Source organism: Pseudoalteromonas sp. 0802 (genome assembly GCF_013350085.1).
In the GTDB taxonomy this organism is placed as follows: domain Bacteria; phylum Pseudomonadota; class Gammaproteobacteria; order Enterobacterales; family Alteromonadaceae; genus Pseudoalteromonas.
Genome location: NZ_JABVXE010000001.1, coordinates 657,161 through 674,533, shown reverse-complemented (window position 1 = coordinate 674,533; position 17,373 = coordinate 657,161). Strand labels below are relative to the sequence as shown.

14 protein-coding genes and 1 riboswitch are annotated in these 17,373 nt (G+C 40.5%); of the genes, 4 read left to right on the top strand and 10 right to left on the bottom strand.

What is annotated here, in order from left to right:
* Positions 1 to 25 precede the first annotated feature (25 nt).
* Entirely contained in the window at positions 26 to 1,069 is a 1,044-nt protein-coding gene (locus HUS61_RS03100) for a S66 peptidase family protein (protein ID WP_175082193.1), read from the top strand.
* Positions 1,070 to 1,105: 36 nt separating this feature from the next.
* Here HUS61_RS03100 and HUS61_RS03095 read toward each other — a convergent pair whose 3' ends face one another.
* Positions 1,106 to 1,762 carry a nitroreductase family protein gene (locus tag HUS61_RS03095; protein WP_175079094.1) on the bottom strand — a complete coding sequence of 219 codons (657 nt, stop codon included), beginning with the start codon at positions 1,760 to 1,762 and terminating at the stop codon, positions 1,106 to 1,108.
* 102 nt (positions 1,763 to 1,864) lie between these two features.
* On the opposite strand from HUS61_RS03095, the gene HUS61_RS03090 reads away from it, so the two are divergent.
* Together HUS61_RS03090 and ribB are read left to right on the top strand one after the other, a co-directional pair.
* The gene (locus tag HUS61_RS03090; RefSeq protein WP_175082194.1) at positions 1,865 to 2,803 is read left to right on the top strand and encodes a LysR family transcriptional regulator; all 939 of its coding nucleotides are present in this window, start codon (positions 1,865 to 1,867) and stop codon (positions 2,801 to 2,803) included.
* A gap of 47 nt (positions 2,804 to 2,850) precedes the next feature.
* Positions 2,851 to 2,998: riboswitch (FMN riboswitch) on the top strand.
* A gap of 106 nt (positions 2,999 to 3,104) precedes the next feature.
* The gene (gene ribB / locus HUS61_RS03085) at positions 3,105 to 3,758 is read left to right on the top strand and encodes a 3,4-dihydroxy-2-butanone-4-phosphate synthase (RefSeq protein WP_282658747.1); all 654 of its coding nucleotides are present in this window, start codon (positions 3,105 to 3,107) and stop codon (positions 3,756 to 3,758) included.
* A gap of 48 nt (positions 3,759 to 3,806) precedes the next feature.
* Here the strand turns inward: ribB and HUS61_RS03080 are convergent, their stop codons facing one another.
* The 6 genes from HUS61_RS03080 to HUS61_RS03055 all read right to left on the bottom strand — a co-directional run bounded on the left by HUS61_RS03080 (position 3,807) and on the right by HUS61_RS03055 (position 13,319).
* Positions 3,807 to 5,249 (bottom strand): serine hydrolase domain-containing protein, encoded by a 1,443-nt coding sequence (locus tag HUS61_RS03080; RefSeq protein WP_175082195.1) that lies wholly within the window; start codon positions 5,247 to 5,249, stop codon positions 3,807 to 3,809.
* Positions 5,250 to 5,271: 22 nt separating this feature from the next.
* Positions 5,272 to 6,273 carry an alpha/beta hydrolase gene (locus HUS61_RS03075; RefSeq protein ID WP_175082196.1) on the bottom strand — a complete coding sequence of 334 codons (1,002 nt, stop codon included), beginning with the start codon at positions 6,271 to 6,273 and terminating at the stop codon, positions 5,272 to 5,274.
* Positions 6,274 to 6,344: 71 nt separating this feature from the next.
* Positions 6,345 to 7,208, bottom strand: a complete 864-nt coding sequence (locus tag HUS61_RS03070) for a D-Ala-D-Ala carboxypeptidase family metallohydrolase (protein ID WP_175082197.1) — start codon at positions 7,206 to 7,208, stop codon at positions 6,345 to 6,347.
* An 8-nt stretch (positions 7,209 to 7,216) separates the two neighbouring features.
* Positions 7,217 to 8,833, bottom strand: coding sequence for a murein L,D-transpeptidase (locus tag HUS61_RS03065; protein ID WP_175082198.1), 1,617 nt, complete (start codon positions 8,831 to 8,833; stop codon positions 7,217 to 7,219).
* A gap of 157 nt (positions 8,834 to 8,990) precedes the next feature.
* Positions 8,991 to 12,143, bottom strand: a complete 3,153-nt coding sequence (locus HUS61_RS03060; protein WP_175082199.1) for an efflux RND transporter permease subunit — start codon at positions 12,141 to 12,143, stop codon at positions 8,991 to 8,993.
* 3 nt (positions 12,144 to 12,146) lie between these two features.
* Complete coding sequence (locus HUS61_RS03055; protein ID WP_175082200.1) at positions 12,147 to 13,319, bottom strand: efflux RND transporter periplasmic adaptor subunit; 1,173 nt, start codon at positions 13,317 to 13,319, stop codon at positions 12,147 to 12,149.
* 158 nt (positions 13,320 to 13,477) lie between these two features.
* Between HUS61_RS03055 and HUS61_RS03050 the strand changes: the two genes are divergently transcribed.
* The gene (locus HUS61_RS03050) at positions 13,478 to 13,726 is read left to right on the top strand and encodes a YkgJ family cysteine cluster protein (RefSeq protein WP_054562006.1); all 249 of its coding nucleotides are present in this window, start codon (positions 13,478 to 13,480) and stop codon (positions 13,724 to 13,726) included.
* A gap of 166 nt (positions 13,727 to 13,892) precedes the next feature.
* On the opposite strand, the gene HUS61_RS03045 is transcribed toward HUS61_RS03050, so the two are convergent.
* The 3 genes from HUS61_RS03045 to HUS61_RS03035 all read right to left on the bottom strand — a co-directional run bounded on the left by HUS61_RS03045 (position 13,893) and on the right by HUS61_RS03035 (position 17,317).
* On the bottom strand, positions 13,893 to 15,731 hold the full coding sequence (locus tag HUS61_RS03045; RefSeq protein WP_175082201.1) for a TonB-dependent siderophore receptor: 1,839 nt from the start codon (positions 15,729 to 15,731) through the stop codon (positions 13,893 to 13,895).
* Between the two features lie 163 nt (positions 15,732 to 15,894).
* Positions 15,895 to 16,449 carry a DUF4136 domain-containing protein gene (locus tag HUS61_RS03040; protein WP_054561689.1) on the bottom strand — a complete coding sequence of 185 codons (555 nt, stop codon included), beginning with the start codon at positions 16,447 to 16,449 and terminating at the stop codon, positions 15,895 to 15,897.
* Positions 16,450 to 16,774: 325 nt separating this feature from the next.
* The gene (locus HUS61_RS03035; RefSeq protein ID WP_175082202.1) at positions 16,775 to 17,317 is read right to left on the bottom strand and encodes a DUF4136 domain-containing protein; all 543 of its coding nucleotides are present in this window, start codon (positions 17,315 to 17,317) and stop codon (positions 16,775 to 16,777) included.
* Positions 17,318 to 17,373 lie beyond the last annotated feature (56 nt).

The following is a 17,373-nucleotide window of genomic DNA, read 5'->3' as shown; positions in this document are numbered from 1 at the left end:
AGACTGTTGCAATGAAGGAGTAATAATGGCGAAAATTCAGTATCCTAAACCGCTTGAGCAAGGTGATAAAATAGCCATATGTGCTTTTTCATCAGGTGTTGATAAAGCCTTTCATGAACGCTTAGACATAGTACTTAATGGCTTAACAGCCAAAGGTTTTACTGTTATTGAAGGTGCCTGTTTACGTCAGTCACACAATAGTGCAAAGCAACGTGCTGATGAGCTAATGCAGTATTTAACTGATGATTCAATAGCAGCCATTATGCCGCCATGGGGCGGTGATCTCACCATGGAGATTTTACCTCTTCTGGATTTCAATGCCATAAGTAAAGCAAGGCCTAAATGGTTGGTTGGCTTTTCAGATATCAGCACGTTTGCATGTGCATTAACAACTCGTTGTGGCTGGGCAACCTTGCACGCTGCAAATTTAATGCAAATTCATCCTGGCGATCCCGATGTTTATTTAGCAAATATATTCAGTGCCATGTCACTTGAAGAAAAACAGCAACTACATCAAGTCGCGTCGCCTTTTTATCAGCAAAAGCCTATTGATTATAAAGCTAAGCCTGAGGCTCAATTTGACTATACCGCTCCAAGCCAATGGCGCTGTATTAACTATAAAGATAAACGCCAAATTGAAGTGTCTGGGCGCTTAATTGGCGGCTGTTTAGATACGTTAGGTCTGTTGTTACCCTCAAATTACTATGCATTGCATGAATTTAAAAAGCAGTATGCGCCTGAGGGGTTAATTTTATACCTAGAAAATGCAGAGCTTAGTCCGATGGCCCTTGCACGTTGTTTGTTATCGTTAAAGTTGAATGATGTTTTTACTGATGTAAATGCGGTGGTATTTGGCCGCAGCCCTGCAATTAATAACGACTGCTACTTTGATGAATACCAAGCAATAGAGCTCGCATTTAAAGGTAATTTATTCCCAGTTATCGTTGATGCCGACATTGGCCACGTAGCCCCTAATTTAGCACTAATAAATGGAGCTGTTGCCACAATAACAGCAGATTTGTGTGAAGGTATGGCGAGTAATGTGGTTGTGAAGACTAACCTAAAATAACAATTATGCAGGCAAAGCCTGCATAATCTTTAGGCTTTAAACTACAGTAATCACCGCATCTTTATCTAAGCGCGATTTTGGTAATGCAGCATTATAATCTTGCTCTGGCTCGTGATAACCAATAGCGAGTGCCACTTCACATACATAACCATCTAACTCATCAGCGAATAGCTCACCGAGTAAGTCTTTATCGACACCCTCCATCGGTGTTGAATCTAAACCTAAACGAGCCACTGTATGCATGGTATTACCTAATGCAATGTAGGTTTGAGCTTTAGTCCAAGCGGCGTTAACACCTTGCTCATCTGTATTTAAATCAACAAAGGCGAAGGCACCAAAAGCCTGCTCTTTGTTTTCAGCTTTTGTCCGGCCATTAGCAATATCGGCATCAATTACTTTTTCATAATCAGCACGTTTATAGCTTGGGTTATAAGCAAATAAAATGGTGTGTGATGCCGCTTTTGCATGAACTTGGTTAAATTGAAACTTATTTGCAAAACTATCATGCAGACGCTGTTTACCTTGCTCTGATTCAATGACCACAAATTTCCATGGTTGAGAATTAATAGACGATGGCGACAGGCGTAATGCTTCTATAATTACAGCTAAGTCTGCTTGGCTAATTTGTTTTGAAGCGTCGTAACGTTTACTTGTATAACGGCGTTGTAAGTCAGAAATGATTGGGTGTGTCATGATTTGCTCCCGCATGTATAACAATTAGGTGCAGTTTACGCCTTGCATACTTTGCGATAAAGCGCATAATCGAATAAACATTATCAAAAATTTTTAGTTAATATGTTGGTTGAAGATCTCAAATTAATCCTCAAGGTGGCTGAATTTCGTAGTATTACAACCGCAGCAGCAAAATTAGACATGCGAGCCGCTACCGCCAGCGCTGCAATTAAACGTGTTGAAGCAGCGCTGGGTGCTGAGTTATTTGTTCGTACAACTCGTCATTTGCGCTTATCTGCGGCTGGGGAGCGCTTTTTACCTCAGTGTCAGCAAGCAGTGCTTATGCTTGAGCAAGCCACACTTGCGTTAAAAGGTGAGCATGATGAAATTGAAGGGGAGCTAAGAGTCGCATTATCTTCAGATTTAGGCCGCAACATCATTATCCCATGGTTAGATGAGTTACTTGATGAGTATCCAAAGCTGAGTATGCGCCCGCATATTAGCGATAGTAATGTCGACTTTTACCGAGACTCCGTTGATTTTGCACTTAGGTATGGCTCGCCATCTGACTCAAATTTATATGGCTTTAAAATTTGTAATGTTCCGCGGCTGTTATGTGCAACCCCAGAGTATATTGCTGAACATGGCGCGCCGACACATCCAGATGAATTAAGTCAGCATCAAGGTCTATTTTATCAACTACAAGATATCATCAATAATGTTTGGGAATTTACCGATGGAACCGAGCGTTTTAAGGTGAAAATGCAAGGCCGTCGAGCATCTAATGATGGTGATTTGGTAAGGCGTTGGTGTGTGGCAGGTAAAGGCCTAGCGGTTAAATCTTGCATTGATATCAGTGATGATTTACTAAGTGGGCTGGTAGTGCCAGTGATGCAAAATTACCCTCACTTATGTGCAGAGCTTTGGCTAATATGCCCAAGTCGACAGTCCATTACACCCGCGGTTCGTCTAGTGCGTGATATATGCCGAGCAAAAACCAAGGCAATCCTCAATCAACTGATTGAAAAAGGCATATTAGATAAGCGGGTACTCGATAACTAATTACTTTAGGTATAGAATAGCTTGGCTTATTCATCTTATTGATTAAGCAACATTCTCAGGGCGGGGTGAAATTCCCCACCGGCGGTATACTTTAAATTTAAGTGAGCCCGCGAGCGCTTTAACTTTGGTTAAAGGTCAGCAGATCTGGTGAGAGGCCAGAGCCGACGGTAATAGTCCGGATGAAAGAGAATATAGTTTATCTATAAAACAGTAATTGGCTGCCTGCGGGTGGTCTTTTTTGCTGTGCCTTTCAATGTCCTGAATCTTTTCATATTTAATTTAATAGGTATTAAAAATGATGATTCAGTCTTCTTTACTCAGCCAATTTGGCGAACCACTTGAACGCGTTGAACGTGCGATTGCTGCTTTGCAGCAAGGTGAGGGCGTACTTGTGGTAGATGACGAAAACCGTGAAAACGAAGGTGATTTTGTGTACTCAGCACAGCACCTGACCACAGAGCAAATGGCCATGATGATCCGTGAAGGTAGCGGTATTGTGTGTCTTTGCATGGGCGATGAGCGTGTTAAACAGCTTGATTTAACACAAATGGTTGAGCATAACACCAGTCAGAACAAAACAGCGTACACAGTGACCATTGAAGCTAAAACGGGCGTGACAACTGGCGTTTCAGCAGCTGATCGTGTAACCACCATTAAAGCGGCAACAGCTGACAATGCAAAGCCTGAAGACTTATCTCGTCCAGGACATGTGTTTGGACTGCGAGCACAAACCGGTGGGGTATTAGTGCGCCGTGGACATACTGAGGCATCGGTTGATTTAATGCAGTTAGCGGGTTTAACACCGTTTGGTGTTATTTGCGAATTAACGAATCCAGATGGTTCAATGGCTCGCTTGCCTGAAGTTAGCAAGTTTGCCAGTGAGCACAATATGCCCGTTGTATCGATTGAAGATTTAGTTGCTTATATCCAAGCAACGCAAAAACAGGCTTGTTAAAAGCTTTAAGCTGTAAGTAAAAAGCTAGGCCACTATTGTGGCCTATATTTATTGTAATTTCTCAATCGCTTGTTTAGCACTTTCACTGTCAGGATTAAGTTTTAGCGCACTTTTGTAACTTGCTAATGCTTTTTGTTTATCACCAGCTGCTAAATATGCTTCACCTAAACTGTCAAACGTATTTGCTGATTCTGGATAAGATTGATTATTGAGTTCAAACACCGTGATTGCGGCGTCTAGCTCATCCATCTGCATTAATTCATAGCCAAAGTAGTTTAGCGACCTTTCTCTAGGCGTATTACCCTCACTCACCATTTGCTGATAGCTATTCTTCAGTCCTGCAATACCTTCACGTTTAAATGAGTTATAAAGTTTACTATCTACATGCTCTGTCGCTTTTTCGTAGGGTTTGCCATAGTAGATTGCAAGTAAGCCATTAGTCATGGGTGTGAGTGGCGCACCACCGGTGTTATTTAAAATGACAACCAGTAATTTGTCTTCGATTATTCTACTTATAAACGCATTAAAACCATTGATGCCACCGCCATGTTGAATACGGGTTAGCGGTTTTCCGTAGGTGCTTTTATCAAGGTTTGTAACTTCCCAACCAAGTGCATAATTTCTTTGCTCAGAAACTTGATACATCTGTTTTTTATATTCGTTGTTCAATAACTTATCTGTGTAGAGAGCTTGATCCCATTTTAGTAAATCTCGTGCTGTTGAATACATTGACCCAGCAGCATACGGGATAGACATATCTAAATAATCAGTATTGCTATAACCTGCTAGGCCATTGTCGTAACCCGATACGCGAAATTTAATGATTTTATTGTGAGAATCATAGCCTGTACTCTTCATATCGAGTGGATCTAAAATATTCTTCTGCAATACGTCTTGATATTTTTGACCTGTTACCTTTTCGATTACCGCACCCAAAATAAAATAGCCAGAATTGCTATAACGAAATTCAGTGCCAGGCTCGAACACTAGATCATCACTACATAATAAGCGAATAAATTCATCAACACTGTAAGGGTTTCGGCTGTACTCATCACGAAAAGATTTTGCCTGAGTATAATTTCCAAGACCAGAGGTGTGATTAAGTATTTGGCGAAGGGTAATTTTAGTGGCTATATCTTTTCTGTAATCAGGGAGGTATGTTGCAAGGTGATCATCGAGTTTAAGTTTTCCATCTTGTGCCAATTGCAGAATTAACATGGCGGTAAATTGTTTGGTAATTGAACCAATTCTAAATTTACTTTTATTACTATGTCTTATATCCCATTCAAAGTTGGCATAGCCAAAGCTTTGCTCAAACAGTACTTTCCCATCCTTAGCAACTAATACATTGCCATTAAACTGCTTAAAGTTATGAAAGCCATTAATAAAGTCAGCCATCTGTGCTTGCATGTTTTGGCTATGTGCGAGGCTTGAAATTGCGACTAAATAAAAAACTACAAGCAACCTTAGTTTATTAAAGAATATGTTCATTGCTGTCCTTGTTATTTGTTGGTTACATTAATCGATGTAAAACCTCATTGCGCATGGCTTGATTGATAAGGCTTACCATTCTGGTGTGGTTCAAATTACTGTAATGCACTATGGATACACTCTTATTTTGAAGTGCTTGCCAATAACTAGCGGGGCTTATTGGGTCAGCGTTACTGACATAGAGTGTGGTTCTATTAGCTGATTGTTTGCCGTTCAGTAGGGCGATTAAATCAAGCTGTGTTTCATCAATACCACTGTTTTGAATTACATTTTTTGCTGCATTTTTAAAATCATTATCTTTGACAAAGTAGCTTAAGGTTGGGTGATAACTTTTAGCTACGGACATTAATGCGGTGTCAAAGTGCATCATTGGTGCAACCATTATCTGTTGCTTTACATTAGGTATTTGCTTTGCAAGTTGCATAGCAGCAATACTGCCCATTGAATAACTTAAAATATCAATTTGTTGGTATTGGTTGGTATTTAAAAAATGCTTTAATACATCAAGACTATTTAGACCAAACTTGAATTCACTATACTGATTGCTCGCAGGCATGAGGATGACATCTTTGCCGGTAAAATGGCTAAGCCAACGGGCTTGAAAGCTATAAATTAAACTACTCACATCATAACCAGGGAATACTATAATCGCTGAATCGTTTTTCCGTTTAGCGCCATTTATAGAGGTCAAAGTTGTTTCAAATGTTTCCATTTCCTCTTTAGATTTTAGTTTAAAAGTTATGCCAAATTGTTCACCTTGCTCAAAATATTCTATTAAATCATTATGGGAAAATATTCTAACTGCTATACAGTTATGCGTAGTGTTACATGTTTTGTGAGGTATACCTTCGTAAACGGTATTTAACATTTGGTCGTCAGGGCCACCGTAAGATATTTCTTCTACAGGTTGAGTGATTTGATAAGCAATAAAACTTTGACAACCACTGAGGACTGAAATATAAAAAATGCAGAGGATAAAGCGCATAATTCCCTTTGTTGTTATTGTAGTATTTCCATTAATCACAACAACTTACCAATCAAGCAGTAATAATGCAATTGGATAATATTTCTTCAAGGGTTATATTAAGCTTGCAATTACCACCTAGCGGTAAATCCACGGTTATCTATGTGAACAAAACCACCGTGGTGGGAGGCGGGTTTATAGCGGCCAATACCGCCATTATAGCGACTGTGTTTTTGGAACTTTTCAAACACTTTATAAAGCACATCAACATCAGCAATCGTTAGTTTACCATCGCCATTTAAATCGTCCATTCGGCCATCACCATCTTCATCTATATATAGGTCAAAGGCATCGCCATATTGGTGTCGGCTGTGTTTGCCATTACCAATTGATCGATTGTAGTAGGGTGTTCTATAGCCGCTGATAAAGGCAAACTTGCTAACTTTAATCCCTTCATTTTGTACAAACGTGAGCAGATCTTCGAGCATCATCAAGCCATCGTTGTTGACATAAAGATACTTCGGAAAGCCACTTATTTGCTTACAAATTACATTTTTAACTTGCACATGAGGAGTCAACTGGCGTGTTAGGTCTTTCTCAAAAATTTCTATAAACCCGTTTGGCGCACCGTATTGTGGGTAGCCTTTATAAGGGGCAGGGTAGAGGCCTATTTGATAATTATTCAATTGCTTATTGTTAGCATTGAATGGTTTTTTCACTATAACGAGTAAGCGTTTGCTGGTTTTGTTGTTACTCAGTACTAGGCTATAAAACCCTGCATTTTCTGGGGCATAAACGGCAATGCTATTTGGCCCTAATCGCTCAGTCTCAACATCTGATACTGTAGTAGCTGTAAAATCAGCCGTGTTATCAAGTGTGAGCACTTGTTTTGCATCAAGTACAAGGCTGTGCAGCGAGTCAGTTAATTCAATGGCAGCAACAGAGCATGTAGTTAACGCTAAGCACACACTAAAAATAATACGGCTGAAATACATAGTGACCTCTAAATTGTATTGTTTGCTAATGGTGTGGTGAGTGCTTTTAATAACGCACCATCGCGATTATAAACGTCGGTATAAAATTGTAGGCCCTCGTCGTTACCCGCAACGGTCCAATACATTAAAAGTACGTCTAGCGGTTTTGATAAGCTGACTTTTTTAGTTTCTTTTGCAGCAATGGCGTCATCAATTTCACTACGGCTCCAATTATCCGAGGTTTCTAAGATTTTCTCAGCTAAGGTGAATGGATCATCAACTCTTACACAGCCGTGGCTAAATGCACGTTGGTCTTGCTGGAATAAACTTTTTGCAGGGGTGTCGTGCAAATAGATTGAGTATTTATTAGGGAACATAAACTTGATTTGCCCTAATGAATTATTCTCTGAAGGCTGTTGTACAAACCAATATGGGAAGTTTTTTCGGCTAGTATTCGGCCAATCAATACTCTCGCTATCAACTGGGTTACGGCGACTATCAACCACAACAAAGTCTTTCTCGTTTAAGTAGTTTGGGTTTTCTTTCATTTTTTTGATGATGCCACCTGAAATACTCCGCGGTACTGTCCACGTTGGATTCATCACGATATAACTCATTTGCCCTTTAAATATTGGCGTTTTGGTGTAGTTTCTGCCTACGACTACATTGGTTTGCCATTTTAATTTATTGTCTTCAAATAAATACAGCAGGTAACCTGCGATATTTACCACTAAGAAGCGCTCTGTTAGCGTGTTGTCAACCCAACGAATGCGCTCTAGGTTTACTAAAATATCATTAACGTACTCACTGTAATCTTTGTTGAGTAGTTTTAACGTCGCATTGCCAATCACACCATCATCAGCAACTTGATGGGCATTTTGAAAACGTTTAACTGCTGCGACTAGCTCATCGTTATAATCAGTGGCATCACTGTTACTGCCGTCAAAATACTTTAGTCGTTTTAACTTTTGTCTTAAAAGCGGCACTGCTGGGTCTGATTGCCCGGGTTTTAATACTTTATTTTGCAGTGCGAAGTCAGGTAACTCGCCGGTAGCATCAAGCTCTCGATAAAACACAAGGGCGTCTTTTAAACGCTTATAATGAGGCAAAACAGGTTTTAGATTTTCAAGTCCCTTATCAAGGCTTTTGGATTTTACATGTTTAAGTAATGAGGCCGCTGCAGCATCTGGGCTGACATCAAACTGTTCATAGTTCCATGTGGCTGCTAGTTGTTTAGGGTTTACTTTTCCGCGAATTAAGTGTTTTGCATAGGTCATCACTGCATCTGTCATTAGTACATCAAACTGGGCTTCTACGGCATCCGCTCCGCGTTTATCTATTTCGCTGGCCAGCGCCATTAATGTATCAAAGTGATAGTCGTTAGGAGATAGCCCTTCAAGTTCTGCTTGCGCAATTAAGTTGAGCGCTTGCTTGGCATATTTTGCGTTGTCCCATACTCGTTCAAAATTATTTGCTTTATAGGTGGCAACGGTCATTTCAGGAGAGTGGATTTGTTGTCCTTCTATACTGTGAGATTCACCAATCAGAATAGGCTCAAGCTGTTGTTGTAAGTATTGGTTTTCAGCCAGCACAGGCATACAAATGGATAAACAACTTACCAAAGCTGTGTAGCGTAGAATTTTCATAGCTATGTCCTTATAACGTATTTAGTAATTTCTTGAATTGTTTCTTTTTTGCTCATTTAAGCTTAGCAAAACAATACGATTTATAGGAACATATTTTTAAATAAAAAACGCTTGGCAAATTTATTGCCAAGCGTTCGGTTGGGATCTTGAGAGGGGCTTAATTACTGGTTGTTTGTAATTTTGCTTCTGGTTCTGCTTTTTTACCTCTTAGCTTGCCAATTAAGCGTTTAAAGTCTTCTAACGCGACGTACTGACAAGGGATTAAAATAAGCGTAATGACCGTTGCAAATAACACCCCGAATGCTAGAGATACAGCCATTGGGATAACGATTTTTGCTTGTAAGCTTGTTTCCATAATGATTGGTAATACACCAATAAAGGTCGTTATTGAGGTCAGTAATATTGCTCTAAAACGACGCGCACCGGCTTGCATTACAGCCTCTTTGATTGCTACACCTTCGGCGCGAGCTTTATTGACAAAGTCGACCATCACTAGCGAGTCGTTTACGACCACACCTGCAACAGCGATGATACCGAATACCGATAAGCTACTCATTGTCATACCTAAAATCATATGACCAAACATCGCACCAATGACACCGAATGGAATAACCGACATGATAATAAATGGCTGTGAGTACGAGCGTAGTGGAATAGCAAGTAACGCAAAGATAATCATCATTGATAAAGCAAAGTCACGTACTTGTTCTGCCACACTGTCCATCTCTTCTTGAATACGACCGGCTACATTACTTTCTACACCTGGGTAGCTTTTCAGTAGGCTAGGTAAGTATTCGTCACGAATTTCTTTTGCAATGGCAAATGGTTCAGCTTGATCAGTATTAACCGCAGCCCACACGTTTACAGTACGTTTAGCATTTTCACGACGAATACGGTTTACACCATCTACAATGTTTACTTTAGCAACTTCAGCAAGCGGTACTTCAACACCTGTTGGTGTAATGATACGTGCATCTGTGATGTCACTTACTGCGTTTCGCGATTCACGAGGGTAGCGGATCATTACTTTGATCTCTTCGCCGTCACGTAAAATACGTTGCGCTTCTATACCGTAGTAGCTAAAGCTAACTTGTGATGCCACATCTGAAAGGGTTAACCCTAAGCTGTAAGCAAGCGGTTTAAGTTCAAGTTGAACCTCGTCAGTTGCAGATTGTAGCGAGTCATTTACATCACCTACGCCTTGCATGCTATTTAGCTTTTCTTTTAACTTTGCAGCAACTTCTTTGAGTTTATTGATATCTTTGCCTTCTAAGCGAAAGCTAACATCACCGTCATCACGGCCGCCATTCATGATACTGTCTTCAATATTCAGCGTTTTCACACCTGGCAGTGGTGGCATTTGTTCGCGCCACATTGCACTTAATTGGAAGGTATCAATAGGACGTAAGTCCGGTTCAACCAAAATCGCCATAATGCGTGCACTTGTACGACCGCGTAAACTAACCGATAAGTCGCGGATCATCGCTTGACCATATTGCTCTTCAAGTTGCTTATCGACATCTAAAATCAGCTTTTCAATGGTTTGCGCTGTTTCAAGGGTTGCTTGCTCAGAAGAAGATAAGTTCATTTCAACTGAGATACGCGGGAAATCATGTGGAATTTTAGGATTCGCAACAAATTTCACTAAACCACCCGCGAACATACCGCCACTAACAATAAGCACACAGATAAAGCCAACAATCACGGTGTAACGGTAATGAATACAGCGGCCAATAAATGGTGTGTAGTAATTATCAACAAAGTTCTTGAGGCCTTTATCCATACCTAAACGTAAGCGATGTAATGGATTTTTAGGGTTCGCAGGTTTATTTTTCATGGCTGCTAAGTGAGCCGGTAAAATTAGTTTTGACTCAATTAGTGAGAAAATTAAACATAGGATAATTACACCACCAATGGCTTTAGAAAACGCAGAGCCAGGCCCTGTTGCCAGTGTTTGTGGTAAAAATGCGGCAATTGTAGTTAACACCCCAAAGGTTGCAGGAATAGCAACGCGTTTTACGCCGCGTACTACGTTATCTAGGCTGTGACCGTGTTTTTCAATTTCAGCACTGGCTGACTCACCGACGACGATAGCATCATCAACGACTATCCCGAGCACCAGTATAAATGCGAATAAAGAAGCTAAGTTAACAGTGATGTCTATAAAGCCCAGTGGCATCATTAAAAATGCACCTAGGAATGACACAGGTAAGCCCATCATTACCCAAAACGCTAAGCGTAGTGGTAAAAATAGCGCCAGTACCACCATCACTAAAATACCACCCCAAATCATGTTGTCGATCATCATGTTTAGACGACCTTCAAGGTAGTAAGTTAAATCAACAATCGGTGATAGTTTTACGCCTGCTGGTAACTGTGGTGCTTTATCTGCTAGATATTTTTTTAATACCGCAGCAACTTTAGTGATGTCTTGATCTTTCGACGCATTTACTTCAAAAGTTAGAGAGTTTTTACCGTTGTACTTAGAGTATTGTAAGCCTTCTTCAAAGCCGTCATTAATTGTTGCTACATCACCTAATAACACCTGTGCGCCATCAGGTAGGTGTAATAAAGGCAGATTTTCGAACTCTTTACCACGATACGCTTGATTTTCAACACGCATCGAAATGTAGCCATTTTCAGAGCGAATTTGACCTGCAGACATATTGGCAGAAAAGCTGCGAACGGCTGTGGCAATATCACGGAAAGTTAAACCATACTCACGTAGTTTATCTGGGCTGATTTCAATGCCAATTTCGTAGTTTAAGCCACTGTAAAAGTTGACCAAGTTAATTTGTGGTAAAGCTTGTAGCTCATCTTTTATGTCGTTACCAAGTTCTTTGAGCTGGTAGTTACTCATATCGCCATATAGCGCGAGTATCATAACTTCTTGCTCAAACTTTTCACGGCGAACAATTGGGCGTTCCATCTCCGCAGGGAAGGTATTGATTGAATCAACCTGCATTTTGATTTCATCGAGTACTTCTTGCGGGTCGTACTTTTCTTCGATTTCTATCCAAGCTTGTGAAAAACCACGGTTCGAATAGGTAATTAAACGCTTAATGCCTTCGAGACCTTCTAAAGACTCTTCGACCTTAATGGTGATGCCTTCTTCTACTTCTTGCGGCGCAGCCCCCGGATAAACAGCTTGAATACTGATCCAGTTACTTTCAAATTGTGGGAACATTTGCTTACGCACCGACATTGCTGTCAATAAGCCTCCCACTAAAATGAAAATCATAAGTAAGTTTGCTGCTACTGGGTTGCGAGCAAACCAGGCAATAAGCCCTTTTTCTCTGTGCGTGGTCATGACTTATTCCTCTTTTAACGCTAACTGTGTTGTTGGCACACTCAGTGTTGCGTCATCTAGCTTGACCGCCATGCCTTCAGTTGGGTATTCAAGTGCCGAGGTAATAAGTTGCTCACCGTTAGCAAGGCCATTATCGGCGATCACCATGCCATTTTGTTCGCGAACGATGTTAAGTGTTTTAAAGGTAAGCGTTTCGCCATCTTGTAAAACAGCGACTTTTTTGTCTTTAACTAAATGATGCGGAACAACAATCGCATTATCCAGCGCACGGCCTTCGATAGTGGCATTAATGTATGAGCCAAAACGTAATGGCTGCTTTTGCTCATAAGGCGTTGCTACTTGTGCTACTAAGTAATTCATGCGGCTACGTTGGTCTACAACTCCTTCGCTACGTACGATAGTTGCTTGCCAGGTTGTTTGTTTACCTGCAAATTCAGCATTAATTGATACGCTGGCACCAATTCCTTGGTTATTTAGGTATTGCAGATCTTTATCAGCAACAGGTAAACGAATTTCGGCCAGTGACGTTGAGCTCAGGCTACCAAAGCTGTTACCAGGGTTTACTACACTGCCTAAACTAATTAGACGCTCGTCAATAATCGCATCGTAAGGCGCTTTAATGTATGTGCGCTCAAGATTACGTTTAGCTCGTTTTACACTTGCTTGCGCTGCACGGTAACTTGCAAGTTTTTCAGCAAGTTGTGGTTTACGTAAATAAAGCTCAGATGGAATAATTTGGTTTGAGTCACCTTTGATGCGGTCCCACTCAGCTTGCGCAACTGACACCTGTGCACGTTCTATCTCAAGCGCTGAGCTTGCTTGTGCCAAACCGGCTTCAGCTTCAATGAGTGCCGCTTCGTAATCATTTGGGTCAATACGTGCTAGAATGTCGCCTTGCTTAACAAATCCACCTTGTACAAATTGATCTGATAACGACACAACCTGACCACTCACTTGCGCAACAAGTTCAGTTTGGTTTTTAGGTTTAACGATACCGTATGATTTTACATCAAGGGTAATAGCGTCAAAACTTAACGGTTTGATTGATACAAGCGGGCGCAGATCTTGTTCTGGTTTTTCGACTGGCGGTTGCTTCATAGAGGCAAATGCGAATGCCATTCCAAGTCCGCCGACTAATACGGCGATAGGGAGAATGATTTGTTTTTTACTAGCCACGGGATAGTCCCTCACGGTTGACGGTAATTAAAAATAAATTTGATAGGCTAAGCATACGCAATAAAGTGTTTACAAGGCGTTTGAAGATGTAACAAACCATTACACATATTACAAAGGCGCTACAAAGGTTCTATAAGAGGTACTCAATGACAGATAAAATGGCATGTAGATTAGGCTGTGGCGCCTGTTGTATTGCACCCAGTATTAGCTCACCGATCCCAGGAATGCCCAACGGCAAAGCAGCGGGAGAACGCTGTATTCAACTTGATGATAATAACCTATGTAAATTATTTGGTGATGAATCAAGGCCTAAGGTGTGTAGTGACTTTTCTGCCACTATTGATGTGTGTGGCACCACTAACGAACAAGCACTGTATTTAATTACCGAACTTGAGCAGATGACTTAAAAAAGATTAAACCTTTAACACTTTTTAACGGTTGCTGAGGTGTATTTTTTATAAGCAAAGTTTTCTTTATGGCGTTTAATTTAATTTTGGTTATGGTTTGATAGATACCTCGAAAGGTAACGTGACACAATAATGCCAGTCAATTGACTGGCATTATTGTTTTTGCTTACCACGTATAAGTAGCGCTAAGAGTATATTGTTCGCCGCGGCCTGGGGTACCCGGTACTTCTTCGAAAGATTCATCCCAAATGTTGTCAGCTGCAAAGGTAACAAACACATTATCAAGCTGAGCTGGGGTGAATTTTAGCGTTAACTGCGTGAAGAAGGCTTCATCATCAGAGTTACGTAAGCGGTTACTATGTTGCTTACGCCATTCGTTATCGATACGCAGCTCAAGTACATCCATTGGTTGCCATACTGCACCCAGTGTTACACGATGATCAGGGTAGTTAAGCGCATAAAAGCTCGCATCAATATCTGCCGTGCCATAGTCTTCTGACTTTTCTAAATAGGTGTAGCTGGCAATCAACTCAGTGCTTTCAAACGACTTATTCGCTAAAAACTCAACGCCTAAGGTGTCTATATCAACCGGGTTTGCAAAACGAGCTGAGGTTGCATCAAAGCGATATGTCCAATCCGTAAGGTTTTTATCTTTACGGTAGAAAATAGCTGAATCTAAACGCCATGAAGACTGTTCAATCAGTAAACCTAATTCAAGGTTATCGGTAGTTTCGCGCTCAAGGCTGTAGTTACTTCTGAATAATCCGCCTGTTTCACTGCCGCCGATGGCGGTATAACCGGGAACTTGTGTTGCTTCTGCGTATGACGCATACCAAGTATGTTCACTGCCATTTTGATTAGCTACTTTAAGGCTGGCATCGGCAATAAATGAGGTATCTGAGCTATCACGGTTGGTATCATCAAATGCAGCGCCAACACGTAAAGTAAGCTCTTTGTTCGCTGTAAGGGCTGATTTGTACTCAGGCAAGATACTTAGCTTAGTGTAATTACGTGATGTAAAATTGTTTTCAAGAGATGTTGATTCAATTTCATCAGCAATAAATTGCCCAGCATAATTAATTGCATAGCGGTCATTTAAACGGTGGCGTCCAGAGAGTCCCAATGACTTAACCGTGGTTTCGTGAAACGCTTCAAAAATAGCTGGGTTTTCACGAGACAATACGTAATGGTCGTTATGTTTACGATAATAACCAGTCACTTCAAGGCTATTGCTCTTACCATACATTTGTTTGTGATTGAGCATGAAAAGCTTGGTTTCAAGATCTTCGGTTTCGTTAAAATTAAATGGTGTGTAAAGGTTTGGCCAACCAAAAAACTTCTCTTGGCGCCCGAACATTAAATCAGTTTGCGAGGTAGAGCTTGCAAGCTGAATGCGCGCTGAGGCACGTTCAAAGTCGTGGTCGCCATTATCAATTGAGCCATCACTTTTTGAGTGCGAGTACTCACCCTCAAAACCTAATCGCCAATCAGGTTTGCTATCAAGCTTTTGGCTATGGGCAGCATGTATGCTTTGCAAATTAAAGCCATTCGTACCTGTGCCAAGTGAAACACTGCCAGTGCTTGTGATAGGGCGCCAGCCAAATGAAACCGTACCAACCGAGCTATTCATTCCATAAAGGGCATTATCAACACCTGTAAGTACTGAAGGGCCTGTTAGCATTTGTGGTGCAATTGGAATTTCAGCAAAGTAGTGACCAGATTGTGGGTCGAATAACGTACTGCTGCCTACACGAAAGCCAGTATTTTCAAAGATACCACCGCGAATGGTGACATCAGCTTGTGCTTCAGCCATATTACGCGATTGCAAATCGACACGAGGATCATATTCTAAATTTGATACTGGCGCATCAAAAGTACCTACAGGTTCTTTATTTGCGGTTGCTGAAACTTCAACGGTGATTTGTTCAATATTGTTGGTGTCTTCTGCTAGCACTGAGCAAGTGACGAATAATGCGGGAAGTGTAAGCTGTACTGCGCGTACCATCTAAAACTCTCTTGATTTTGTTTAATCTGGGGTAGTGGGCTAGTTAGGCGCACTGAAAATTGCGGGTATTGTATCTGAATCACTGAGTTATACCACTCCAACCAGATTTAAACAGGCAATAAAAAACCGCGCTAATTGCGCGGTCTTTTGACTAAAACAGTGTTTAGTTTTGATTAATTGATTGCGGTGGGAAGTTACTTAGAATGTTAGCAACAGTCTCTTTGATAACTTCAGTGCGCTTTTCAGGTGATTGGTTCTTTTGCAAACGACCTTCTTTAGCACCACGCCAAACTAATTGGTTAGAAGCACGGTCAACTACGTCTAGAATTAACGTACCCACTTCATATTCGCGAGTGGTTGTTTGCGTGTTATAACCCATACCCCAGTAATTCCAGCGTGCGCCGTAACCTACGTTGAAGGTATCAACATCAATTTTTGTATCAACTGAGGCATGATAGTTAATTAGTACATCTGCTTGCGCTAAATCAACTAGCTTCATACCGCTTTTTTCAAGTTCAGCATTTACAGCGTCACGAACACGTTTTTCCATTAAAGGGCTAATTTGGTAATTCGCTACGTTTTTAGTCAAGCTGGCATTAGGTACCCAAGAGAAGGTTTTATAATTACTAAAATCTGCTGATTTGTCGTAATCCCAATCAGGCGTTTTAGCACAAGCCGCTAAAAATAATACAGCCGTCGCGATTAATAAGTTCTTCATATTGTTTGCTCCTTGGCAAAATTTCCACTACTTGATTGATAACATAACACAAATAATACTCAACTGAATGATTATTTAAAAACTATGGCACATTTACAAAAAAGTACTGTAATAGTTTGTAAACATAATCATCCTTGACTGAATCAATGATTAATTTTCGGGTTAAATACTGTGTTTGAGCTCTAACTTGCTCTTTTGTCCAGAAAGTTTGCGAACTATTTATAGTTATTTTGACTTATAAAGTACGACGAAGGAAAGAAAGGTGAACTTTTTAAACGACAATAAAAAACCGTGCTAGGCGCACGGTTTTTATCTAAAACAGAATTTAGATGTTATCAGTTTTTTGTGGAGGGAAACTACTGAGGATATCAGAAACTGTATTTATGATAACTTCAGTTCGCTCTTGCGGAGACTGTTTCTTTTTTAAACGACCTTCTTTAGCACCACGCCAAACAAGTTGATTAGAAGTACTGTCAACAACATCTAAGATAAGTGTGCCAACATCATATTCATTTGTAACAGTATAAGTATTATGGCCTACACCCCAGTAGTTATAACCCATGTTCATTGTCTGAGTATTAATTTTAGTATCAACAGATGCGTGGTAATTTATAAGTACATCAGCTTGTGCCATATCAACTAATTTCATGCCATTTTTTTCTAGCTGAGCATTTACGGCTTCACGAACACGTTTTTCCGTTAAAGGACTAATTTGATAATTTACTACGTTTTCAGTCAAGCTTGCATTGGGTACCCAAGAAAAGGTTTTGTAATTACTAAAATCAGCTGTTTTGTCGTAATCCAAATTAGGTGACTTAGCGCAGGCCGCTAAAAGTAATACCGCTGATGCAATTATTATGCTTTTCATATTCTTTTCTCCTTGGTTAAATTTCCATCATTTAAATTAATAACATAAAACAGTAA